The organism is Ruegeria sp. G10, from assembly GCF_056533645.1.
This window is the reverse complement of sequence record NZ_JBQFOQ010000001.1, coordinates 109,349-133,369: the sequence shown is the minus strand read 5'-3', so window position 1 is coordinate 133,369 and position 24,021 is coordinate 109,349. Positions and strand designations below refer to the sequence as shown.

The window sequence follows — 24,021 nt, the reverse complement described above, 5'->3', positions numbered from 1 at the left end:
GGGTCCGCTGGCGGAGACGCTGGCGGGCCTTTTTCGTTGAGGGGTACTGATTTCAAGGTTCAAGCTGTTTGGTTGGTTTGAGTGTCTGATCGGAGCCCTCAGCGGACATGGTTGAACAACGAGAGTGGCACGTTAGGTCGTGGTACCTAGCCTCTCTCATTAGACGTAAGGCCCAGTTTTCCTTGAGGTTTGTAGTACTTGCTCAGGCAGTGAGTTTTCGGCATCAAAAACAAGTACGCGCAATATATGGAAATTTGACCGACAAATTCACTTCCCCTTGCCGCGATAGCCATCAAGAACCTTTTTGCACAATCCATTTGAATTGCTGCCACTTGAATATGCGCACACTACCAGAGATTGTTTGCTTGGAAGTTGGACGAGGTATGAGCAACATGAGAATCGCTGCTGTCACTATGGTGTACAAAGGCTACGCAACACTCGGAAGATGGTGCGCCCACTACGGGCAGCTTGTTGGTTACGAAAACTTATACATAGTATCCCACGGAGATGACCCCAGACACCGAGAGATTGGTGCTGGGTGCAACGTCATAGGGATACCCAGAACTGGGCTCGATCGCTTTGACTACCATCGACACAATGCGCTCAACGGATTAGCTCAGTTTTTGAGAACCTATGTTGACGTGGTGATGCAGGTCGACGTGGACGAGTTCGTTTTCGTCGACCCAAATGAGCATCAGAATCTGGCCGACTGTTTTCAATCGGGTAGCAGCGACGGCTGGTTCTGCGTCGGATTTAATCTCATTGCACGGCATGATGATATGCCGCTTGATCATGAACAGCTTTATTCGGCGCAAAGGCAGCTCGGCATCGTAGACTCAATGTACTCAAAGGCGATCGCAGGACGGAATGGAATCCAGATTGGCTTTCATGGTGCCAAGGATCCCAAAACACATGATGCGAGCCGTATGGCTCTTCCTAGAGGACTATATTTGGCCCATGTGCGTTATGCTGATATTGGCGAACCCGGTGACGCGGACAGTTTCACGGAAATGAGCCGCAGCCGCCGAAAGACTGACGATCGTTCAAACACCTCGACGGAAACAGTGTCAAATTTTGTTGTAGTTGAGGCCGAACAAGAGCTCTCGGATAGTTATGAGAGACTAGCGGCCGGATTCCAGCGCAATAGGAAAAAACGACCGGGCGTTTGGTGCGTTCCCAAGTTCAAGCGAAAGGTCGCGTTCGAATTGCCGGATCGGTTTGTAGGGCTATTCTGATCTCTAAATTCACTGTCGATATTCGCGAACGAAATTGACAATAGAAGGAGCTGACAGCGTGGTAGCCCCGATGTGGGGGTTGTCAGCAGAGCCGACCCTGCATTGGTGCCAGTATGACACCTTCCGGTGTGCTGGTGATGCCAGATTGCGTCCAAGAAGCAGTGTTTTCTAATCTGCGCATTCTAGCGCACTGCCGCAGGTAGAAACCTGCCTAAGCGTCAACTTTCGTCGCGCGCGGCATTGTACGCGGCCCCGCAATACCTAGCTATAATATGCGGAGGGAGAGAGCCGCCAACTGATTGAAAACAGACCGCTCAGCGCGCCGCGACATTGCCGGCACGCAACCGATAATCTGTGCCCGAGGGATGGGGAGACCACGTCAATCTTTGCAGGAGACCATAATGGCCGCACTTGAACAGGGAACTTGGGTTATCATTGCCGACGGGGAAAAAGCGCTGGTGATGGAGAATATCACCGACGCGCAGGACCCCAATCTGGTCGTCGTATCCGTCGAGGAACAAGACGCCGCCCCGACCAGACCAGCCGACCGGGCTGGTCGCCGGGCCGATACAGGCCCCAAGCAGAAATCTGCGGTCGAGGAAGAGAGTTGGAAGGCCCACGCGCGATCTCTGTTTGTGCAGGATGTGGCAAATCTGTTGAACCGGAAAGGGCTGAAAGGGGCGTACAAAAGGCTCGTACTGGTCGCCAGCCCGCATGTTCTGGGCTTGCTGCGCCGTCGTCTGCACAGTGAGGTTCTGGCCAAGGTGGTGGCCGAGGTCGACAAGACGCTGACCAATCATCCGTTGCATAAGGTCGAGCGTATCCTCAAGACACGGCTTGCCGCGCCTGCCTGAACGCTCAAGGGTACGGGCGGCACACCGCCCGGTTCCCGGCCCGTCAGTTCAGGAAACTGCGCAGACGGGTCATGGCCTCTTCGGGGGTGCCGACCCAGGTAACAAAATCGGCCAGCGACCCATCGGCAAAACCCTGATCGATCACCTGATCCAGCAGCGTGTGCAGCGCGTCCCAATACCCATCCACATTCAGCACAAGAATGGGCTTGTCATGCAGGCCCAGCTGCCGCCAGGTGAGCGCCTCGAACAGCTCATCCAGCGATCCGGGGCCGCCGGGCAGCACGATCACCGCGTCGGCGTTCATGATCATGACTTTCTTGCGCTCGTGCATCGTCTCGGTCACCACAAATCGTGTCAGATCGGTCTTGCCCACCTCGCGCTGCAGCAGGTGCACGGGGATAACGCCGAACGTGTCGCCTCCGGCGGCCTGTGCGGCGCGGGCGACTTCGCCCATCAGACCCACATCCCCCGCGCCATAAACCAGCCGCCAGCCTTCGTGGGCGAGAAGGGTGCCAAACGATCGGGCTGCCTCAGCATAGGCCGGAGTTGCACCATTGCGTGACCCGCAATACACACAGACGGATTTCTGGGGCATAAGTCGATCTCTCTGCTCTTGTGTTCGGGGTTTTGACCCCTGATAGCGGGATTGATAGGTTGGCTCAACCGCTCCATGTAAGGCTTGGCTGTCAAAGTACTTACGGGGCGGAGTGAAAGGAAAAGAATGGACGCCAATTCGGGAAGCGGAAGCTCGGGCACCTTCATCTGGGGGCTGGTTGCCGGGATCGTCGCAGTTGTGGGCGCGGGCGGGGTGTACCTGTTGGGCGGCTTTGGTGATACGCCAGAGCAAGCTGCACCCGAAGTGGTGGAAGTTGCACAAACGCCTGAGACGAGTGCCGAAGGTGCGCCCCAGCCCGAGGCGGCACCTGATGCCGAGGCACCGAGCCAGACCGCCGAGGCCGAACCTGAAAGCGATGAAGCCCCGACAGAGGCGACTCAAGCGCCCGTTCTGGATCAGATATTCGTGGAGCCCGATGGCAATGCTGTCCTGTCGGGCAATGCCGAACCCGGGTCTGAGATCAACGTGCTGCTGGATGGGGAAACCGTCCACAGTTTTACTGTCGATCCCAGCGGTCAATTCGCTGAGTTCGTCACGATCCCATTTGCGGATGCTGCGCGAGGGCTGGCTCTGGAGGTGTTGGGCGAAGGAGAGCCTGTGCGTTCGGATGATTACCTGATCGCAGCGTTGCCGGCACCCGAGGAAACGCCGCCGCCGGTTGATGCGCCGGACGTGGCGGCGGCTGAGACAGCCCCGGAACCTGAAGAACCGCAGGTGGAAACTGCTGAGGTCGAGACAGCGCCTGAGCCAGAGGCTCCTGCCGAAACCACTGCTGAGGCCGACCCGTCTGACGAAACCAGCGGCGCACCGCAAGTGGCGGAACAGGCTCAGGCAACACCCGAGCCGCAGCCTGAAGCCACAGAGCCCGAGCCGGTCGAAGCGCAGGACCAGCAGATTGCTGTCCTGCGTTCAGGCGAAGAGGGTGTCGAGCTGGTTCAGCCCCCGACCGTTCGGGATGTGCCGCCCAAGCAGATCGCTCTGGATACGATCGGGTATTCGGACACTGGCGATGTGCAGCTGACCGGGCGGGCGCAGGATGGATCGGCGGTACGCCTCTATCTGAACAACCGCCTGGTCGCTGATCTGCCGCCCGCGCCGGACGGGCAGTGGCGGGGTGAGGTCGAAGGCATCGATCCCGGTGTCTATACCCTGCGTGTGGATGAGGTCGCACCCGATGGCACTGTTGTCAGCCGTCTTGAGACACCGTTCAAGCGCGAACCGGTCGAGGTTCTGCGCGCCGCCGAAGAGACCGGGCAAGGCGACAGTCCGACCGAAACACCCCCGATCCGGTCCGTCACCGTTCAGCAGGGCGACACGCTCTGGGCCATCTCGCGCGAACGGTTTGGGGATGGCATCCTTTACGTTCGGTTGTTCGAGGCCAATCGGGAATCCATTCGCGACCCTGACCTGATTTTCCCGGGGCAGATTTTCACCATTCCCGAATGACACAACGCTTCGGCCCCGTGGGCCGGGCGCATTCTCTGACCGCAGTTAAGGTACGTGATGAGACGATCCTCAGCCCTGCAAGTTGATGCAGAAGAACAGCGCTCAGGCTGGCGCACGATCCGCAAGGTCGCGCCTTACCTGTGGCCCGATGATGAGCCATGGGTGAAACGCCGCGTCGTGTTGGCGTTGGTGATGTTGGTGGTGGCCAAGCTGATCGCTGTCTACACGCCGATCCTTTATAAAGGAGCGGTCGATGGTCTGGCTGGTGAAGGCGTGCCGCCGCTGGCGCTGGGCGCAATCGGGTTGACCGTGGCCTATGGCGTGGCCCGGATGATGACGGTGGGCTTTCAGCAATTGCGCGATGCCTTGTTCGCGCCGGTGGGGCAGCGGGCGCTGCGGGCACTGGCGCTTGAGACGTTTCAGCATATCCACCAGCTTTCGATGCGCTACCACGTGACCCGGCGCACCGGTGGGCTGAGCCGGATCATCGAACGCGGCGTCAAGGGCGTCGAGTTTCTGCTGCGCTTTCTGCTGTTTTCCATCGGGCCGTTGATACTGGAACTGCTGCTGGTCGCGATCATTCTGATGTGGTTGTTCGATGTCTGGTATCTGGTGGTCGTGGCCGCGACCATCGCGCTTTATATCTGGTTCACCTTTGCCGTGACCGAATGGCGCGTAAAGCTGCGTCGCGAAATGAACGATCAGGATACCGAGGCCAACCAGCGCGCCATTGACAGCCTGTTGAACTTCGAAACCGTCAAATATTTCAACGCCGAAACGCGCGAAGCTGAACGCTATGATGTCTCGATGAAAGCCTATGCCAAGGCTGCCTTGAAGACGGCGTACTCGCTGGCTTTCCTGAATTTTGGCCAGTCCTTCCTGATCACCTGCGGCCTGATCGGCGTGATGGTTCTGGCCGCCATCGGGGTGCAGAAGGGGCAGTTGACCGTCGGCGATTTCGTGATGGTCAACGCCTACATGATCCAGATCACCGTGCCGCTGAACTTTCTGGGTACGGTCTATCGCGAAATCCGCCAGTCGTTGGTGGATATGGGGCAGATGTTCGACCTGCTGGAACAGCCTGCCGAGGTTACAGACAAGCCCTGTGCGCCGAATTTGAAGGTCAACGGGGGCGAGGTCACGCTGGACAATGTACGCTTTGGCTATGACGCGGATCGCGAAATCCTGAAAGGCGTGTCGCTGACCGTTCCGGCGGGGCAGACCGTAGCCATCGTTGGGGCAACCGGATCGGGCAAGTCCACCATCGGGCGGCTGCTGTTCCGGTTCTACGACGTCACCGGTGGTGCCCTGAAAATCGACGGGCAGGACGTGCGCGATGTCAGCCAGACCAGCCTGCATGCCGCCATTGGTGTCGTGCCGCAGGACACGGTGCTGTTCAACGATACGATCCGCTACAACATCGCCTACGGTCGTGAAGGGGCCACTCAGCAGGATGTCGAGGCCGCCGCGCGCGCGGCCCAGATCCATGACTTCATCGCCAGCCTCCCCGAGGGATATGACACCAAGGTCGGTGAACGCGGCCTGAAGCTCTCGGGCGGTGAGAAGCAGCGGGTGGGCATCGCGCGCACGCTGCTCAAGAACCCTCCGATCCTGCTGTTGGATGAGGCGACCTCGGCGCTGGACACCGACACCGAACAGGACATCAAGGATGCTTTGGCCCGTGCCGGTGAGGGGCGTACGGTGATCACCATCGCCCACCGCCTCAGCACCATTGCCGAGGCCGACCGGATCGTGGTTCTGGAAAGCGGAGAGATCATCGAGCAGGGCACCCATGATGAGCTGCTGGCGCGCGAAGGCCGCTATGCCCAGCTGTGGAGCCGTCAGCAATCGGATGCGCAGGCGGCCTGATCCTGCGCGCCCGGTATGCTATGATCGGGCATTGATAGTCGGAGGATTTCAGATGCGCAGACGATTGCCCCTTATCGCAGCCTTGCTTGTGGCCCCCGCCTTGGCTGCGGCGGACCCGATTGAAGGGATCTGGAAGACCGAACCGGATCGCAAGAACCTGACCTCTCACATCAAGATCACGGCCTGCGGAGACAAGTTCTGCGGCCAGATAATGTCAGCCTATGATCCATCGGGCAAAGAGGTGCAGACGCCGAATATCGGCAAGAAGCTTTTTTGGAATGTGGCCAGCGAAGGCGGTGGCAAATACGGCGGGGGTGAGTTCTGGGTGCCCCTTATCAATGTTGACGCTGTGCCGCAGATGACGCTGCAGGGCGACACGCTTCAGGTCAAAGGATGCGAGCATCTGGTCTGCGCGCATCAGACGTGGTCGCGGTTGAAGGGCTAAGAAAAAGGGCCGGAACGACCGGCCCTGATCCTGCTATTCGGCGGCTTTAAGCGGTGGCCCCGGCGGGTGATCGGGGTCCTGCTTGGCCTCGGATGTGCCGTCGTTCCAGACAATCTCGGTCCACTGCATGTCGCGCGCGCTTTGGTCAATCGCCATGTCCTGCGCGATCTTGCTAGAGCGGCCCTGCGTGGCCCGTGCGATCGCCTTGCCCCCCCAGATCACGTAGGTCGTCACCCAGACGCGCAGCGCCAGCAGGGATGGCGTCACGATCAGTGTCAGCACCGTTGCGGTGCCCAGACCAAACACGACCGCCGTCGCCAGCTGCTTCCACCACAGTGCGGTAGGGCTGTCGATCGAATAGCCGCCATTGATGAAGTCCAGCGACAGCCCGAACATCATGGGTGTCAGGCCTGCCATGGTGGTCAGCGTGGTCAGCAGAACGGGCCGAATACGCGCCTCGGCCGTGCGGACAATCGCTTCGATCCGGGGCATATAGCGGCTGTATTCCTGATAGGTGTCGATCAGAACGATGTTGTTGTTCACCACGATCCCCGCCAGCGCCACGATGCCCGTTCCGGTCATGATGATTGAAAACGGCTGCTGCATCACCATCATCCCGATCAGAACCCCGGTGGTCGACAGCACCACCGCCAACAATACCAGCACCGAGTTGTAGAACGAGTTGAACTGCGCCAGCAGGATCACAAACATCAACCCAAGGGCGGCGAGGAATGCGCTGGACAGGAAAGCCTGGCTTTCGGCCTGATCTTCCTGATCGCCGGTCCATTCCCAACTGATGGCACGGTCAAAGGGATCGGTCTGCAACCACTCGGTCAGCACGGCAATCCGCTCGTTCGGGTTGATCAGCGCAAAGCTGGCACTGCCATCCTCGATGCTTGTTCGCAGTTGGCCGATATTCTCGGCACCGGTCAGTTGTACCAACTCGTATTCACTGCCATTCGGTCCCGTGATGATCGCACTTTCCGAGGTTGCCCCTGCGGCCAGCGGACGTACAACGGCCAGCCGTTGCGGCGTACCATCCGGACCATCGACGACAATCTTGCTGAGGCCGGGCTCAACATCTGCTTTGACATCATAATAGCGCTGCTGATCGACGCGATTGATCTCGGCCAGTTTGGCCACCGGCTGGCGGGTCACGAAGTTCGACAGCGGCACCAGCCCGTCTGGCGTGCGGACTTTGAGCGTATCGAGCGTTGACAACACCCGGTCCTGATCGGGCAGGCGGACGCGGATTTCGATTTCTTCATCGGTCGAGTCCGGGCGCATTTCGCCCAGCAGGATGCCACGGGTGACAAGCTGGACCATCGCGCCGACGGTGGCGACATCGGCCCCGAAGCGGCCCGCCTTGGCGACGTCAACGTCGATCTGCCAGTCGATGCCGGGCAGGGGCAGCGTGTCTTCGATCTTGATCAGCCCGGGCGTTTGTTCGAACACCTCACGCGCGGCAAGGGTGGATGCGGTCAGTTTTTCCCACCCATCACCCTTGATACGCAGATGGACGGGCTTGGCCGAGGCCGGGCCCTGTTCCAAAGGCAGAATTTCGACGACGAAGCCGGGGATTTGCGCCAGCTCGGCGTTCAACTCGTCCAGAACATAATCGCCGTCATAATCGGGGGCGATGATCTGGCGGTCAAAGAGACCGCCCAATATCGGCTCGGACACGTTGGGGCGGTCTTCCCATGGAATGATCTCGAACTGAACGCGGCCAACGGTATCCGCCGGCTCGCTTGCGCCGCCATTGTTCTGGTTCAGCCCGCCGTCACCCGCGAATGAGAATACATTGATCACCGCCGGGTGGGCGCTGATGATCCGTTCGGCCTCCAGCACCATCTCGTCCTTTTCGGCCAGAGACAGGTTGCCGCGCGCTCGCACATAGGCTGTCGCTTGCTCGGGTTCGCTTTCGACAAAGAACTCGACGCCCCGGTTGTTTTCCCCAAAAGCGGTCATGACGCTGATGACGGCGAAACCAACGACGGCAAGCGACACGACGGGCATGATCGGATTACCGACAAGGAACTTCACCACATAGCCAAACGGCGTATGCTCGTTGGCGGTGTGCACATGATCATCCGGAGCACGCTGAATCTTGGCCGCGCTCAGGGTGACCGAACCGGCAAACGCCCCGAACAGGAACATCAAGGCCCCCGCCGCTGCGCCACCCGGCACCAGATAGCCCGGGTTCAGCATCTGCATCGCGCCGAGGAAGATCATGTACAATGAGGGCGGCACCAACAGCGCGCGCACCCACCAGGGCGCCCGTGCCCTGAGCCAGTTCGAGCTGCGGTCGAAACTGCGGCTCATCCGGCCAGAGACACCGCCCATGACAGGCAGATAGATCAACGCCACGATCAGCGAGGCAGACAGTACGAAGATCAGCGTAACAGGCAGCATGCCCATGAACTCTCCGGGAATGCCGGGCCAGAATAGCATGGGCAGGAAGGCGCACAGCGTTGTCGCGGTCGACGACACGATGGGCCAGAACATTCGCTGCGCAGCTTCGACATAGGCATGCATGGGACCGACGCCATCCTTGATACGCTTGTCGGCATATTCGACCACCACGATGGCACCATCGACCAACATACCCACAGCCAGGATCAGGCCGAACATCACGATGTTCGAGATGCTGACGCCCATGACCGCAAGGAACGCAAAACACAGCAGGAACGAGGTCGGGATCGCAAACCCGACCAGCAGCGCCGCGCGCGTGCCCAGCGAGGCCAGAACCACGATCATCACAAGTGCAATCGCTGTCAGCACCGAACCTTCAAGCTGACTGACCATCGAACCGACGATGCGGCTTTGGTCATTCGAGGTGCCGACGTCCACGGCGGCCTGCAGCTCGGCAGGCCATTTGGTCTGCGCCTCGGCGATGGTGGTTTTGACCAGCGCCACGGTATCGATCAGGTTGAAACCCTTGCGTTTGACCACCTGCAGCGCGACTGTGGGTTCTCCGTTAAAGCGCGCGGTGCCTTCGCGATCTTCGAACGTGTAGTTGATCTCGGCCAATTCGCCCAAGGTTACGACGCGGTCGCCGTTGACCTTGATGGGCAAACCATAGACATCCTGAGCGGTTTTGAAGGACGAGGGAATCTTGACCGAGAACGTGCCTTGTTCCGTCTCGACTTCGCCAGCGGCGATCAACTGGTTGTTGTTCTGCACCACACTGATCAGTTCGGCGGCGGTGACGTTATAAGCCTCGAGCCGCAGGGGGTCGATCACCACCTCAAGCATCTCGTCACGGTTGCCGGCAATCCCGGCCTCAAGCACCGCATCCAACGACTCAAGCTCGTCCTGAAGGTCTTTGGCGACGCGGGCCATCGTGCGTTCCGGAACAGGGCCGGTCAGGTTGACAATGACGATGGGGAATTCCGAGAAGTTGATCTCGTTCAGCGAGTATTGCTCGGCCCCATCCGGGAAATCGGCCTGCGCGCTGTTCATGGCATCGCGAACATCCGCGGTGATGGCGGTTTTGTCCCAGCCGAAATCAAACTCAAGCGCGATACCGGCATAGCCTTCGGCAGCAGTCGCCGTCATCTCTTTCAGACCATCCAGATCCGCCAGTTCGGTTTCCATCGGCTTGATCAGCAGGTTTTCGGAATCCTCGGCAGAGATGCCCGGAAACTGGACCGACACGAACAGAGCAGGGATTTCGATATCCGGTTCGCCCTCTTTCGGAAGGCCCACATATGCGAACCCGCCTATGACCAGCGATATGGCGATGAAGGCCAGGACCATTCTGGCCCGGCCAGCGGCCCAACTGACGATCCCGGTCATTGTGTGGCTTCCCTATAGGTCGGCGTGACGCTGACGCCGCGGGTGACGAACTCTTGCCCGACCACGATGATGTCCGCGGTTTCCGGCAGCCCGCCCACCCAAACACCGTCGGCGGTATCGCGCAGCAGGCGAATGGGCACGAAATCCACCACATTGTCGGACACCACGGTGCGTACGCCAAGCTGACCTTCATTGTTCAGGGTCAGCGCCGATTGCGGCAGAAGGTGCGCTTTGACGCCCTCGGCCGCGATCTGGATATTGGCGGTCTGTCCGTCCCGGATCAGAAGTTCAGGGTTGGGAACCGTGATTTCCACTTCGAACGTCCGTGTGGTTTCGTCGGCAGAGCGGCTGAGAAAAGTCACCCGGCCTTCAACCTGCAATCCGGTGACCAGCTGCGCCGACGCCATAGACCCGACGAGGATCCGGTTCACCTCGGTCTCGGGGACGAAACCCACCAGCTTGATCGGGTCCAGCTGGATGACCGTCGCGCAGAGAGCACCCGGCTGCATCAAGCTTCCGAGCTCGGCTGTATCGCTCTCAAGAAGACCTTTGAAAGGGGCTTCGATTGTCAGGCGGTCCATCTCGCGTTGGGCGGCGGCGACTTCGGCGGTCGCGGCCTCGATCCCGGCCTGAGTGGCTTCCAGTCCGGCTTCGGCAGACTTGATTCCCGCTTTGGCGGAGCTCATCTCTGCTTCGCTCGAGATACGGCGCGTTTCCGAGCCAAAGCCTGTTTCCGAAAGCTTGCGCGCGGCGGTCAGATTGATCTCGGCTTCGGCCAGGCGCGCATGGGCTTCCTGCAGGCGGGCCTCGGCTTCGGGCACGCGGCTTTGTGCCTCAAGCTTTGCGGCCTTGGCCTCGGCAAGACTCGCCGGACGCGTACCGGGATCCAATTCGCACAGCAGATCTCCGGCCTCGACGAAGGTGCCTTTGCGCTTGGGCTCGGACAAAACGGTCGAGGTCGTCTCGGCCAGCACTTCGACCTGCCGGTTGGCTTTGGTTTGCCCGCGCAGCTGCACCGCGCTGCCAATCTCGCGCGCGGTGGACCTTATGGCTATGACGCCGATGGCATCGGCGACCTGCACAGGTTCAGTTTCCGCACCATCGACGGTTGCCTCGGTCTGCGCCTCGCCGCGGCCCGCAAATGCAAAAAGCGCGTCGCGTTCGAACACGAGAAAATACAATGCAACTACAACCAATATGGCGTTGATGAATGAAATCAAACGCATGCGGTGTCTTCTCCAGATATGATCGCCTACACGGCAGCGGTGCTTATGTTTTCAAAATGGGGTCGAGCCCGGTCATTTCCATACTAAACTGAATAGTTCGGTTCACTTTTTTAAGCAAGACCCGGCGACATCCAGGCAAATGTATGAATTCGGGCACTTGGCTTGGCCGGAAGGCCGGGGTATGACATAGCGCTAGAAAACCGGACACCTAAGCCTGGGGGCAGGATGAGCGATACCGACAGTTTTATCGATGAGGTCACCGAAGAGGTGCGCCGGGATCGTATGTACCTGCTTTTGCGTCGCTGGGGCTGGGTTGGCGTGGTTGCCGTTGTAGCGATTGTAGGAGGCGCTGCCTTCAACGAGTTTCGCAAGGCACGTGATGCAAGTCAGGCCGAGGCACTGGGTGACGCGATTCTGACCGCGCTGGCCGAGAATGGTTCGGCTGAGCGGGCCGCGCGCCTGCAAACGGTAGACGCACAATCCGTTGGCGGAGATGCGGTGCTGAACATGCTGCTTTCGGCCGCCCAGGTCGAGGCCGGGACCGAGCAGGAGGCCGTCAGCAGTCTCAACGCCATTGCCACGCAGGGTGATCTGCCCGAGATTTATCGCGCCATCGCGGGGTTCAAGGCGCTGTTGCTGCAGACAGACACCATGCCCGCCGCGGATCGCCGTCAACAATTCGAAGCGTTGGCGGCTCCGGGGGCTCCGTTGCGCCTGCTGGCCGAAGAGCAGCTGGCCTTGATTGATGTCGCCGAGGGCGAGACGCAGGCGGCGCTGGATCGTTTGCAGGCGCTGCGTCAGGACGCAGAGGCGAGTATTGATCTGCAACAGCGCGCGGCGCAGCTGATTGTCGCGCTGGGTGGCGCACCTGAACCCGTGTTGGGGCAACAGGGCTAACCCGGCGGCGAAACGGAATTTCACAGACGAGTTCATCAGATCATGGTATCACGTTCTTTCTCACGCTTTGGATTGCCCGCTGCGGCGCTTGTTCTGATCGCCCTGAGCGCGTGTCAGCAGCCCGAGGCGATCCTGCCCGGTGAGCGCGAGGATATCCGCCCGGCGGTCGACAACGAAACGGTTGAGACCCGCGGCGCCAAGCCGATCAGCCTTCCATCGCAAAGCCGAAATGCCAGCTGGTCGCAAAGCCCCGGCACGACTGCGTTTCGTACGACAAACGCGGCGCTCAGCGCGGCGCCACAACGGATCTGGTCCGCCAATATCGGCGCGGGCGACAGCCGCAAACAACGGATCACTGCCGATCCTGTGGTCGCGGGTGGCTTGATCTATACGCTTGATTCCGGCGCGAATGTTACGGCGGTTACGCCTCAGGGTCAGGCGGCATGGACCACCAACCTGATTCCCGCCAACGAGAAAGAGGGGGACGCCACTGGGGGTGGTCTCGCCTATGCCGACGGAGTGCTTTATGTGTCGTCCGGCTTTGGCCGTCTGACCGCGCTGGACGCCAAGACCGGCGCGCAGAAATGGCAAAATCGCCTGAACGCCACCGGCAGTGGTGCGCCGTTGGTGAGCGGGGGCATTCTCTATGTCGTCGCCGGCGATGAGACAGGCTGGGCGGTGGACACGAAAGATGGGCGCGTCCTCTGGCAAATTCAGGGCACCCCAAGCGTTGGCAACGTATTGGGTGCACCTGCGCCCGTCATTGCGTCCGAGTTTTCCGTTTTCGCATTTGGATCGGGTGATATCGCCGCGGCTTTCCGTCGAGGCGGAATTCAGCGTTGGAATGCCTCTGTGGCGGGCGGTCGGCGTGGCCGTGCTGCAGCGCAGATCGTTGACGTGACCGCGGGGCCAATGGTGACGGGTAATGCAATTGTGATTGGTAACCATTCCGGTCGCACCGTTTCGTTTGATGTCGATACGGGTGAACGCAACTGGACCGCCCTTGAAGGCGCAATCGACACCGTATGGCCGGTTGGAAACAGCGTTTTCCTGATCAGCGACCGCAGCCAGTTGGTGCGGCTGGATGCAGCGGACGGTTCGACTGTTTGGGCTGTCGACCTTCCGAGCTTTGTCAAAGACCGACCGGGCCGCCGCGGGCCGATTTTTGCCCATTACGGCCCGATCATGGCGGGTGGCCGTGTCATCGTCGCCTCGAATGACGGCTTCCTGAGGTTCTTCAACCCCGTGGACGGGGCGCTGGTGCATCAGGTCGAAGTGCCCGGTGGCGCGACCACGGCCCCGGTCGTGGCGGGGCAGACGCTGTATGTCGTGTCCACCAAGGGTGAACTGCACGCTTTTCGTTGACGAAAAGATGCGTTAAAGGGCGCATCTTGAGTCTTGAAAGATTGGTATCATGTCGCTGACCCTCGCCATCGTGGGGCGCCCGAATGTGGGCAAATCCACCCTGTTCAACCGCCTTGTGGGCAAACGCCTGGCCCTGGTCGACGACCAGCCCGGCGTGACGCGTGACCTGCGCGAAGGCGAAGGGCGGCTGGGCGATCTGCGCTTTACCGTGATCGACACGGCAGGTCTTGAGGACGCGACCGACGACAGCCTGCAAGGCCGGATGCGCCGTCTGACCGAGCGTGCGGTGGACATGGCTGATGTCTGCCTGTTCATGATCGACGCGCGCGTTGGCCTGACGCCCACGGATGAGATGTTTGCCGAGATCCTGCGTAAACGTTCGAAGCATGTGATCTTGGCCGCTAACAAAGCCGAAGGCAACGCGGCGGATGCGGGTGTGCTTGAGGCGTATAATCTGGGCCTTGGCGAACCCGTGCGCCTGTCGGGTGAGCATGGCGAGGGGATGACGGACCTCTATGCGCAGCTGATGCCGTTGGCGGATGCGGCCGAGGAACAGGCCGTCGATGATACCCCGCAAACCGATATTGAACTGGATGAGGATGGCGAGGGCGAAGCGCCTCTGATAACCGCCGCCAAGCCCTTGCAGGTCGCTGTGGTGGGTCGTCCGAACGCAGGGAAATCCACGCTGATCAACAAGATCATGGGCGAAGATCGCCTGCTGACCGGGCCTGAGGCCGGGATCACCCGCGATGCGATCAGCCTGCGCATCGATTGGGCCAGCCCCGAGGGCGACAGCACTCCGATGCGGATCTTTGATACCGCCGGGATGCGCAAAAAGGCCAAGGTGCAGGAGAAGCTGGAAAAGCTCTCGGTCTCGGATGGTCTGCGCGCGGTGAAATTTGCCGAGGTTGTGGTGGTTCTTCTGGATGCCGCGATTCCGTTCGAACAACAGGACCTGCGCATCGCCGACCTGGCCGAGCGTGAGGGTCGCGCCGTTGTCGTCGCCGTGAATAAATGGGACATCGAGGACAACAAACAGGAAAAGCTGCGCGATCTGAAAGAATCCTTTGAACGGCTGCTGCCGCAATTACGCGGCGCACCGCTGATCACCGTTTCGGCCAAGACGGGACGCGGGCTGGAACGTCTGCGCGCCGCGATCCTGCGCGCCCATGACGTCTGGAACCGCCGTGTGCCGACGGCGGCGTTGAACCGCTGGCTGACCGCGATGCTGGAACAGCACCCGCCGCCCGCACCACAGGGCCGCCGGATCAAGCTGCGTTATATGACCCAAGCCAAGACCCGCCCGCCGGGGTTCGTGGTGATGTGCTCGCATCCCGACAAGATGCCCGAGAGCTATAACCGCTATCTGGTCAATGGTCTGCGTGAGGATTTTGACATGCCGGGCACCCCGATCCGGCTGACTTTGCGCGGACAGGGCGACAAGAACCCCTACAAGGGGCGGCGCAAGAAAAATGCCGGTGCCTTGGCCAAACATCTCAAGGGACGCGCGTAACCGCGCTAATTTTCAGCATTTTCAGACAGGGGGCGTGACAGCCCCCGTTCCCCACGCTAGCATTCAACTGCGTGCATTTGTTTTCGCACGCGGCTTGTTTGCGGGCTGCCCGCACATCATTTTGAAACACGACATAACCGGACCACCCTGGGGAGCGGGCGAGATGGATCTGAGGGAATACACCAGACAATACGCGGTACAGGACAACCGGCTGGCCGCGCTCAGCTATTTCGGGACGTTTGCGGTGTATTTTGCATCGCTGACGCTGGCGATCGCCTATGTGGATCGTTGGTATATCATGATCCCGGCGGGGGTCGTTTTTGCCTTCTCTGCCGTGCGTCTTTATGTGCTGCAGCACGATTGCGGGCATCACTCGCTGTTTGAGACGCGGGCGCAGAATGAATGGGCGGGCCACGGCCTGTCGCCGTTCACCTTTGCACCGTTTGAGGTGATGAAGCAGAACCACAATCTGCATCACGCGGGGATCGGCAATCTGGAACATCGCGAAACCGGCGAAATCCACACCATGACGCTGCGCGAATGGAATGAGGCGGATTGGAAAAAGCGTCTGTTTTACAGGCTTTACCGGAACCCGTTTATCCTTGTGCCGGTGGGTGCGCTGTTCACCTACTTCATTCGTTATCGCTGGCCAAAAAACACCGTTCGCTTCGGCGTAAGAGGCGTGTTGCTGCATAATCTGTCGATCATTGTCTTTCTGGGGCTGCTCTATCTGATCGCGGGCAGCACCGGCATTCTGGTCTGGCTGATCTTCTCTTTGCTGGGCGGGATGCTTGGTGTGTTCCTCGTCTACCTTCAGCATAATTTTGAGGATACCTATTGGGATCGCCGCCCCGATCTCGATCCGCAACTGGCGGCGCTGCAGGGATCATCGGCGCTGGATTTTGGCTGGTGGTTCGACAATGCGGTGGCCTGCATCACCCTGCACGACATCCACCATTTCAACGCGCGGATACCGTCCTACCGGCTACGCGCGTGCCACTATAACCTTCCGCCCGAATACACCCCGCGCCGGATCAAATTCCCCGAGGCGGTGGCAGCGCTGAACCTGAAGCTTTGGGATGAAGAGGCCAAGCGTCTGGTGCCGTTCCCGCAGCGGCCACATCGTCAGCGGGTGGCGCAGGCTGGTTAAATGGGGGGCAGTCGGCGCTCTTGTCAGAGTGTATAGGCTGTGCATATACACAAGTAAGGGATGACAGGAAAGGATCCGTGATGACCGCAGTTACCGATGTGCGCGGCGTTGGAGAAGCGTTGGCACAGGCGCTGAGTGCGGGTGGTTTCAAGACCGCCCAGGCTGTGGCGAAAGCCAGCCCTGAGGATCTGATGAAAGTGCCGCGCATCGGCGCCGCGCGGGCCGCGCGCCTGATCGCAGCCGCGAAAGAGGCGGTGGCCGCTCCGGTCAAACCTCCGGCGCGTCGGGCGCCGAACCGGAAGCCTCCGGCGCGTCGGGCACCTGCGCGCAATACAGCGGCTGCCAAGAAGGCCGAGGCCGAGCGCAAGGCCACAGAGGCGCGTGAAGCAGCTGAGAAAGCAGCGGCTGAAGCCAAGGCGAAAAAGAAGGCGAAAGCCAAGGCCAAGGCCGAGAAAGCAGCCCGGAAGAAATCCGAGATGGAGGCCGTATTCTCGAAGGCCAAGGAAAAGGTCAAAGAGAAGGCCAAGAAAGACAAGAAGTCCAAAGGCGGCGGCAAGAAAAAGGCCGACAAGAAGAAAGCGGACAAGAAATCCAGCAAGAAAAAGGATAAGAAAAAGGCGAAGAAGTAGACACCTCTTCGCCTCGTTCGATCCAACCGGCACCCATGTGTGCCGGTTTTCTTATGCCAAGGTGCCGTCGGTTTGCAGCGTCAGCTTGCCACCCAGATAGGGGGCCAGAACCTCGGGCAGGGTAACTGTGCCATCCGCATTCTGACCGTTTTCCAGCACCGCAATCAGGCAGCGCCCGACCGCAAGCCCCGAGCCGTTCAGCGTATGCACATATTCCGGCTTGCCGCCACCTTCGGGGCGGAAGCGGGCGTTCATGCGGCGGGCCTGAAAGTCTCCGCAGGTCGAGACCGAGCTGATCTCACGGTACGTATTCTGACCCGGCAGCCATGCCTCGATGTCAAAGGTCCGACGCGCGCCAAAACCCATGTCGCCGGTGCACAGGATCACGGTGCGATAGGGAATGCCCAGCTTTTCCAGAATACCTTCGGCGCAGTGGAGCATACGCTTCTGTTCGTTGTCGGATTTGTCCGGGTGGGTGACCGAGACCATCTCGACCTTTTCAAACTGGTGCTGGCGCAGCATCCCGCGGGTGTCTTTGCCCGCCGATCCAGCCTCGGACCGGAAGCACAGCGAATGCGCGGTATAGCGGCGGGGCAGGTAGCTTTCGTCGATCATCGTGTCGTTGACGATATTGGTCAGCGAGACCTCGGAGGTCGGGATCAGCCACCAGCCCTCGCGGGTCTGATAGCTGTCTTCGCCGAATTTCGGCAATTGGCCGGTGCCCTGCATCATCTCGGACAGAACCAGAACCGGGCCGTTGACCTCGGTCAGCTCGTTCTCGTTGATATGGGTGTCCAGCATGAACTGCGCCAGCGCGCGGTGGATGCGGGCGACGCCGCCGGACAGCAGCACAAAGCGCGAGCCAGAGAGCTTCGCGGCGGTCTCGAAATCCATGCCATGCTGAACGGCTTCGATCTCGAAATGCTCTTTCGGCGCAAAGTCCAGTGCGCGCGGGGTGCCCCAGCGGCTGACCTCGACATTGTCGGCCTCATCCGCGCCTTCGGGCACATCCTCGGCGGGCAGGTTGGCGATGCGGATCAACTGGTCGGTCAGCAGTGCATCCAGATCCTTGGCCTCGGTCTGCATCCGGGCGATCTCGGCCTTTTTCTCGGCCACGAGCGCGCGCAGGCGCTCGAACTCAGCCTCATCACCGCGGCCCTTGGCGGCGCCGACCTCTTTGCTGGCCTTGTTCTGTTCGGCCTGCGCGGTTTCGGCAGCCAGAATCTTGACGCGGCGGCTTTCGTCCAGCCGCAGCAGGTCTGACGACACCGGCGCGTCCCCACGGCGCGCGAGGGCGGCGTCGAAGGCGGCAGGGTTTTCGCGAATGGCGCGGATGTCGTGCATGTCTCAGATCCTTGAATGCGTGAATCACTGAAACCGCTTATGCACCATCTGAATGTCAGGGTGTAGCGCCGGTTACGACTTATCGGATTCGTCGTGCGATTCATGTGCCAGATGACCGTCCCAGCCCTCTGCCGGAATCTTCGGTTCAGGCGGGTCGGCGATATACGAGGGCGTCATGATCTGTACATTGTTCTCATTGAACACCGCGACGATATTGCGATGCAAATCCGAGCGGATTTTTGGAATGATACTGCCCCGCGTCGTATAGCCGTTGATCTGATAGTTGATGGCGTAATCGGCCAAAGCGGTCCACAAAACAAAGGGTTCGGGCTTGGTCTTGATGCCCTTTGTACGTTGGGCGGCCTCGATCAGCATCGCCTCGATCTTTTCGGGCGGTTCTTCATAACCGATACCGACAGTGGTGTGCAGCAACAGCCCGCTGCCGTCGGTTTTCTTCGAGAAATTGACCACATCCGAATTCATCAACTGCGCGTTGGGAATTGAGATCAGCTCGTTCTTGATCGATTTCAGATGGGTTTCCATCAGTTTGATCTGCACCACATCGCCGATGTGATCGCCGATCTGGATACGGTCCCCGATCGAAGTTGACCGGCGATAGATCACAAACAACCCCGCCAGCATGTTCGATACGACCGAGTTCGCACCCAGCGACAGCATCGCACCAACCAGAATGGTCAGCCCCTGAAACGCCGCCGAGTCCGAGCCCGGTATATATGGCACCGCAAAGACCAGCGCGATCAGGATGACGACGACGCGGGCGATGTTGAAGGTTGGGCTGACCCAGTGTTTCTCAAAATCCCCCAGGTCGAAGGACCCGGCTTCGACGGCGTCGAAGAACACGCGCATGCCCTTGATGACGTACAACGCAACCCATGTAATCAGACCCAGCATAATCATGTTCGGGATGTAGCTGAGTATGCCCCTGAAGATCAGCAGAACCGGTTCGGTCAGGTAGGTCAGCAGAAGTTGCGCAAAGTACCGCGTCTCGGCGAAGGCCAGCAGCACGAAGGAGAGATAGTAATAGAAGCCCAGAAAAAAGACGACCAGCAGAACGAAATTCAAACCGTACCGCACGAGGGCCGCAATCGCTTCGGCCTGAACGCTTTTGGCCGTGGCGGTTTCTACTTCTCGTAGGTGGCGTTTGACGAATCTCAGTGTACGTCTGCGAATCCGTCGGTGCAGCCAAAGGATCAGCACGACGAAGACGACAAAGCCGATTGTCCACGCGGCGGCCTCGATCGCGCCCGAGACGCGCGCCTGTTCGGTGCGATTTGCGCGATAGGATTCGATGGATTGCCGGATCGCATTGCCATGCAGCACGCTGAGAACGCTCAGCTCCATCTGCTCCAACTCCGCGTCTGCATCGGTGACGATGGACACTCTTTCGCCATCCGCCACGATCCAGGTGCCAAATTCGGTGCGTTCATAGGTGATCTCGACCGAAAGCGCGTCTGACGCTTCGGCGATTTCTATGATCTTGTTCTGCACACCTTCCGCACGCTCAGGGGCGGGCAGGGCGCTGGAGCCCCGCAGCTGGAACAAAACATCCCCATCAACGATGACGGGGGCCACGAAGGTCTCGGAGTCATCAACCTCGGACGCGCTGTTTTCGGAAGGCGTTTCCTGCGCCCGAACCGGCTCGGCGACCCAAAGGCCCAAGGCCATTGGGATCAGGAAATATAGCAGCAAAAGGAATGGCTTGAGATACCGTCCCATATGTCCCCCTTGACCCGGACTATACCCGGTATTGCCTGTGTTCCTAGGACATATCTGCAACGTTTGGCTTGTTCTTGCGGTGGTGGGGTCGGGTTCAGGTGTGTTACAGCGCCGCCTTCGCTTGCAAACCCCCGGATCAGAGCATAGGTTCCCGCCAACTTTGCAGAGAGCCCTCTGCATCATCAGAACAAAGGAATATCCCATGGAAGGTGGCGCAATCGCCCAGTTTCTCCCGCTGATCCTGATCTTTGCGATCATGTATTTCCTGCTGATCCGTCCGCAGCAGAAAAAGATGAAACAACATCAGGCCATGGTCGAGGCCGTGCGTCGGGGCGATCAGATCGTCACCCAGGGTGGATTGATCGGCAAAGTGTCAAAGGTCAAGGAAGGCGAGAACGAGATCGAAGTCGAACTGGCCGAGAACGTAAAGGTTCGCGTTGTCAAATCGACGATCGCACAGGTTCTTAACAAGACTGAACCGGCGAAGTAACCTCGCGCGACAATTCCTTGAAAAGGCAGGGTAATGCTGCAAATTGATACCTGGAAGCGGGTTCTGATCTGGGCGGTCTGCGTGATCGGCTTGATCCTTGCCCTGCCGAATGCGTTTTACACGCGCGTAGAACAGTCCAACGATGCCAGGGCCGCGATCGAACTTGGGCTCGATACCCCTGAGATGCAGGCCGAGGCCGAGCTGTGGCCCGATTGGTTGCCGTCGTCCTTGGTCAACCTCGGCCTTGATCTGCGCGGTGGTGCGCATCTGCTGGCCGAAGTCAAAGTCGGCGATGTTTACGAATCCCGGATGGAGGCGATGTGGCCCGAAATCCGCGACGCTCTGCGCGATGAGCGTGCCACAGTTGGCACCATCCGCCGTCAGGATTCAGAACCCGACGAGATTCGCGTTCGCATCAGCCAGTCCGAAGGCATGCCGCGCGCCCTTGCGGTCGTCCGCGGGCTTGCGCGTCAGGTGCAAACACTGACCGGCGTGGGCGCAACCGATATCGAGGCCTTTGCAGATGGCGACACCATCGTGGTGCAACTATCCGAAGCTGAAAAGCTCGCCTCGGACGATCGCACAGTTCGGCAATCTCTGGAAATCATCCGCCGCCGAATTGACGAGGTCGGCACCCGTGAGCCCACCATTCAGCGTCAGGGCGCCGACCGCATCCTGATTCAGGTTCCCGGCATCGGTAGCGCCGGCGAGTTGAAAGAGATCATCGGAACGACAGCTCAGCTGACCTTCAACCCGGTTGTCGGTCGCGGGTCCGACCCCGATGCGACCCCCGGCGTTGGCGAAGAAATCGTACCCTCGCTGGACGAAGAGGGTGTCTATTACACACTGGAATCCGCACCCGTTGTGACTGGTGAGGAACTCGTTGACGCGCAGCCGTCATTCGATCAGAACGGTCGCCCTGCGGTCAGCTTCCGCTTTAACACGTCCGGTGCGCGCAAGTTCGGCGACTACACGTTGGACAATATTGGCGCACCTTTTGCGATCGTACTGGATGATGAGGTCATCTCGGCCCCGGTGATCCAAAGCCATATCCCAGGCGGGTCCGGTATCATCACCGGTAATTTTACGGTTGAAGAAAGCACCAATCTGGCCGTTCTTCTGCGTGCAGGCGCGCTGCCTGCGGGGCTGGAGTTCCTCGAAGAACGCACCATCGGTCCGGAACTGGGGCAGGACAGTATTGATGCGGGCAAGGTTGCGACCATGGTGGCGTTCGCGGCTGTGCTGGTCTTCATGGCGCTCAGCTACGGCTTGTTTGGTCTTTTCGCCAATGTCGCGCTGATCCTGAACGTGGGCTTGTTGTTTGGCCTGCTCTCGCTGATCGGCGCAACGCTGACGCTGCCGGGTATCGCAGGCATCGTTCTGACGGTCGGTATGGCGGTGGACGCCAACGTGCTGATCTTTGAACGTATCCGAGAAGAGCTCAAATCCGCCAAAGGCCCGGCGCGTGCTATCGAACTGGGTTATGAAAAGGCACTGTCGGCCATCCTGGACGCCAACGTGACCACCTTCATCACGGCGACCATCCTGTTTGCCATGGGCAGTGGCCCGGTGCGCGGCTTTGCAATCACACTGGGGCTGGGGATTCTGACCTCGGTCTTCACCGCGATCTTCGTGACGCGCCTGATGGTCGTCATGTGGTTCGAACGCCGCCGCCCGAAAACGATCGAGGTTTGACATGAGACTGAAACTCGTACCCCAAGGCACCTCGTTCGATTTCTTCAGCCGCTGGAAAGTCTGGTTAGGCATTTCCGGCCTGATGATGGTTATTGCGTTCGTGTCGTTCTTGCTCCAGGGCCTGAACTTTGGCATCGACTTCCGGGGTGGCACCACAATCCGAACGGAAAGCACGCAACCGATCGATGTCGGCACCTATCGCGACGCCATCGCGCCGCTGGAGCTGGGTGATATCACGATCACCGAGATCTTCGATCCGACCTTTGGCGAAGATCAGAATGTCGCGATGATCCGCATTCAGGCGCAGGACGACGCCGAGTCGGTGGCTGCAAGCACCATCACTGCCGTCGAAGGCGCGTTGCAGGTTGCCGTGACGGACATTCAGTTCGTCTCTGTCGAATCCGTAGGACCCAAAGTCTCGGGCGAACTGATCCAAACGGCCGTCATCGCCGTCGCTTTGGCGATCGGCGCGGTGCTCGTCTATATCTGGTTGCGGTTCGAATGGCAGTTTGCTCTCGGGGCCGTGGCCGCGCTGGTGCATGACGTGATCCTGACCATCGGTATTTTCTCGGAACTGCAGATCCGTTTCGATCTGGCCATCATCGCGGCGCTCTTGACCATCGTAGGCTATTCGCTGAACGATACCGTGGTCGTCTTCGACCGGGTGCGCGAGAACTTGCGGAAGTACAAGAAGAAAGACCTGAAAGAGGTTCTGAACATCTCGATCAACGAAACGCTCAGCCGGACGGTCATGACCTCGGTCACCACGCTGTTGGCTCTGATCTCGCTCTATGTGCTGGGCGGGGACGTCATCCGTGGCTTCGTCTTCGCGATGATCTGGGGTGTGATCGTGGGGACCTATTCGTCGGTCTTCGTGGCCTCGACCATCCTGCTGTGGCTGGGGGTGAAACGCGACTGGTCCAAGCCATCCAACACGGCAGGCAATCAGTTCGCCAATATCGATGCCTGAGTATTTCGGCCAGACCCCAACCGGTCTGGCCGTTCTCATTTCCGCGGCCCTGATTGGCGGCATCGTGCGCGGGTTCTCGGGCTTTGGCACAGCCCTGATCTTCCTGCCTATCGCCAGCCCTTATCTGGGCCCCTTCGGGGCGATCATCGCGCTGACCATCATGGACATCTTCGGCCCGCTGCCCAACCTGCGTCGGGCGTGGGCTGCTGTCGACAAGGCTGATCTGACACGCCTGTTGCTGGGCTGCGCCCTGATCCTGCCCGTTGGCCTGTGGCTGCTGACGCGGTCAGACCCTGAAGTGTTCCGCTATCTGGTCAGCCTGATCTCTCTGTCCATGCTGGCGACTCTGATCCTGGGCCTGCGGTACCGTGGCCGGGTTGGGCGCGGTATGGTCACCGCAATTGGCGGCGCGGCAGGCTTTCTCGGGGGCATAGCGGGGATCCCCGGCCCGGCGGTGATTCTGTTTTACATGTCACGCCCGCTGCCTGTTGCCGCTATCCGGGCCACGATTCTCCTGTTCCTGTTTGCCTTCGATTTCCTGATCCTCGGCTACCTCACCGGTATGGGCCGTGTCACTTTTTCGACCGTTGGAATGGGGCTGCTGCTGGCTCTTCCCAACATGGCGGGCAACTGGCTGGGAGGCTGGATGTTCCGGCCCGAACGCGAGAGGCTCTACCGCATAACCGCCTATATCGTGATTGCGGCGGCAGCCTTGTCCGGCCTGCCGGTTTGGGGTTAAAAC

Annotated in this window: 19 protein-coding genes; 14 read left to right on the top strand and 5 right to left on the bottom strand. The window is 59.9% G+C overall.

What is annotated here, in order from left to right:
• The first annotated feature begins 383 nt into the window (after positions 1 to 383).
• Together ACR0KM_RS00630 and ACR0KM_RS00625 are read left to right on the top strand one after the other, a co-directional pair.
• On the top strand, positions 384 to 1,235 hold the full coding sequence (locus ACR0KM_RS00630) for a glycosyltransferase family 2 protein (protein ID WP_480865368.1): 852 nt from the start codon (positions 384 to 386) through the stop codon (positions 1,233 to 1,235).
• Between the two features lie 401 nt (positions 1,236 to 1,636).
• The gene (locus ACR0KM_RS00625) at positions 1,637 to 2,089 is read left to right on the top strand and encodes a host attachment family protein (protein ID WP_480819605.1); all 453 of its coding nucleotides are present in this window, start codon (positions 1,637 to 1,639) and stop codon (positions 2,087 to 2,089) included.
• Positions 2,090 to 2,132: 43 nt separating this feature from the next.
• Here the strand turns inward: ACR0KM_RS00625 and ACR0KM_RS00620 are convergent, their stop codons facing one another.
• Positions 2,133 to 2,684, bottom strand: coding sequence for an LOG family protein (locus tag ACR0KM_RS00620; RefSeq protein ID WP_480819606.1), 552 nt, complete (start codon positions 2,682 to 2,684; stop codon positions 2,133 to 2,135).
• Positions 2,685 to 2,810: 126 nt separating this feature from the next.
• Here ACR0KM_RS00620 and ACR0KM_RS00615 point away from each other — a divergent pair, with 126 nt between their 5' ends.
• Genes ACR0KM_RS00615 through ACR0KM_RS00605 form a run of 3 tightly spaced genes read left to right on the top strand, consistent with a single transcriptional unit; the run spans position 2,811 to position 6,465 of the window.
• Positions 2,811 to 4,151, top strand: coding sequence for a LysM peptidoglycan-binding domain-containing protein (locus ACR0KM_RS00615; protein WP_480857218.1), 1,341 nt, complete (start codon positions 2,811 to 2,813; stop codon positions 4,149 to 4,151).
• A gap of 57 nt (positions 4,152 to 4,208) precedes the next feature.
• Positions 4,209 to 6,020: an ABCB family ABC transporter ATP-binding protein/permease gene (locus ACR0KM_RS00610; protein ID WP_480857220.1), complete on the top strand. Its 1,812-nt coding sequence runs from the start codon at positions 4,209 to 4,211 to the stop codon at positions 6,018 to 6,020.
• A 52-nt stretch (positions 6,021 to 6,072) separates the two neighbouring features.
• Positions 6,073 to 6,465 (top strand): DUF2147 domain-containing protein, encoded by a 393-nt coding sequence (locus ACR0KM_RS00605; RefSeq protein ID WP_480857222.1) that lies wholly within the window; start codon positions 6,073 to 6,075, stop codon positions 6,463 to 6,465.
• Positions 6,466 to 6,498: 33 nt separating this feature from the next.
• Here ACR0KM_RS00605 and ACR0KM_RS00600 read toward each other — a convergent pair whose 3' ends face one another.
• Both ACR0KM_RS00600 and ACR0KM_RS00595 read right to left on the bottom strand, forming a co-directional pair.
• Positions 6,499 to 10,263: an efflux RND transporter permease subunit gene (locus ACR0KM_RS00600; RefSeq protein WP_480857224.1), complete on the bottom strand. Its 3,765-nt coding sequence runs from the start codon at positions 10,261 to 10,263 to the stop codon at positions 6,499 to 6,501.
• On the bottom strand, positions 10,260 to 11,489 hold the full coding sequence (locus ACR0KM_RS00595) for an efflux RND transporter periplasmic adaptor subunit (protein WP_480857226.1): 1,230 nt from the start codon (positions 11,487 to 11,489) through the stop codon (positions 10,260 to 10,262). Before ACR0KM_RS00595 ends, ACR0KM_RS00600 begins: the two co-directional genes overlap by 4 nt.
• Before the next feature lie 225 nt (positions 11,490 to 11,714).
• Between ACR0KM_RS00595 and ACR0KM_RS00590 the strand changes: the two genes are divergently transcribed.
• The 5 genes from ACR0KM_RS00590 (at position 11,715) to ACR0KM_RS00570 (ending at position 17,043) form a co-directional block, all read left to right on the top strand.
• A complete protein-coding gene (locus ACR0KM_RS00590; RefSeq protein WP_480819612.1) occupies positions 11,715 to 12,386 on the top strand; it encodes a hypothetical protein in 672 nt (223 codons plus the stop codon).
• Positions 12,387 to 12,428: 42 nt separating this feature from the next.
• Positions 12,429 to 13,751, top strand: a complete 1,323-nt coding sequence (locus ACR0KM_RS00585; protein ID WP_480857228.1) for a PQQ-like beta-propeller repeat protein — start codon at positions 12,429 to 12,431, stop codon at positions 13,749 to 13,751.
• Between the two features lie 49 nt (positions 13,752 to 13,800).
• Positions 13,801 to 15,264, top strand: coding sequence for a ribosome biogenesis GTPase Der (gene der / locus ACR0KM_RS00580; protein ID WP_480857230.1), 1,464 nt, complete (start codon positions 13,801 to 13,803; stop codon positions 15,262 to 15,264).
• Between the two features lie 163 nt (positions 15,265 to 15,427).
• Positions 15,428 to 16,414, top strand: a complete 987-nt coding sequence (locus ACR0KM_RS00575) for a fatty acid desaturase (protein WP_480857232.1) — start codon at positions 15,428 to 15,430, stop codon at positions 16,412 to 16,414.
• A gap of 80 nt (positions 16,415 to 16,494) precedes the next feature.
• Positions 16,495 to 17,043, top strand: a complete 549-nt coding sequence (locus ACR0KM_RS00570) for a helix-hairpin-helix domain-containing protein (protein ID WP_480865367.1) — start codon at positions 16,495 to 16,497, stop codon at positions 17,041 to 17,043.
• 51 nt (positions 17,044 to 17,094) lie between these two features.
• On the opposite strand, the gene serS is transcribed toward ACR0KM_RS00570, so the two are convergent.
• Together serS and ACR0KM_RS00560 are read right to left on the bottom strand one after the other, a co-directional pair.
• Positions 17,095 to 18,387 carry a serine--tRNA ligase gene (serS, locus tag ACR0KM_RS00565; RefSeq protein ID WP_480857238.1) on the bottom strand — a complete coding sequence of 431 codons (1,293 nt, stop codon included), beginning with the start codon at positions 18,385 to 18,387 and terminating at the stop codon, positions 17,095 to 17,097.
• A gap of 72 nt (positions 18,388 to 18,459) precedes the next feature.
• The gene (locus ACR0KM_RS00560; RefSeq protein WP_480819618.1) at positions 18,460 to 20,124 is read right to left on the bottom strand and encodes a mechanosensitive ion channel family protein; all 1,665 of its coding nucleotides are present in this window, start codon (positions 20,122 to 20,124) and stop codon (positions 18,460 to 18,462) included.
• Between the two features lie 202 nt (positions 20,125 to 20,326).
• Here ACR0KM_RS00560 and yajC point away from each other — a divergent pair, with 202 nt between their 5' ends.
• Genes yajC through ACR0KM_RS00540 form a run of 4 tightly spaced genes read left to right on the top strand, consistent with a single transcriptional unit; the run spans position 20,327 to position 24,018 of the window.
• A complete protein-coding gene (gene yajC / locus ACR0KM_RS00555) occupies positions 20,327 to 20,614 on the top strand; it encodes a preprotein translocase subunit YajC (protein ID WP_480819619.1) in 288 nt (95 codons plus the stop codon).
• A gap of 33 nt (positions 20,615 to 20,647) precedes the next feature.
• Positions 20,648 to 22,309, top strand: coding sequence for a protein translocase subunit SecD (gene secD, locus ACR0KM_RS00550; protein ID WP_480857239.1), 1,662 nt, complete (start codon positions 20,648 to 20,650; stop codon positions 22,307 to 22,309).
• Between the two features lies 1 nt (position 22,310).
• Positions 22,311 to 23,279 carry a protein translocase subunit SecF gene (gene secF / locus ACR0KM_RS00545; protein WP_480857241.1) on the top strand — a complete coding sequence of 323 codons (969 nt, stop codon included), beginning with the start codon at positions 22,311 to 22,313 and terminating at the stop codon, positions 23,277 to 23,279.
• Positions 23,272 to 24,018 carry a TSUP family transporter gene (locus ACR0KM_RS00540; RefSeq protein ID WP_480819622.1) on the top strand — a complete coding sequence of 249 codons (747 nt, stop codon included), beginning with the start codon at positions 23,272 to 23,274 and terminating at the stop codon, positions 24,016 to 24,018. Before secF ends, ACR0KM_RS00540 begins: the two co-directional genes overlap by 8 nt.
• Positions 24,019 to 24,021: the final 3 nt, after the last annotated feature.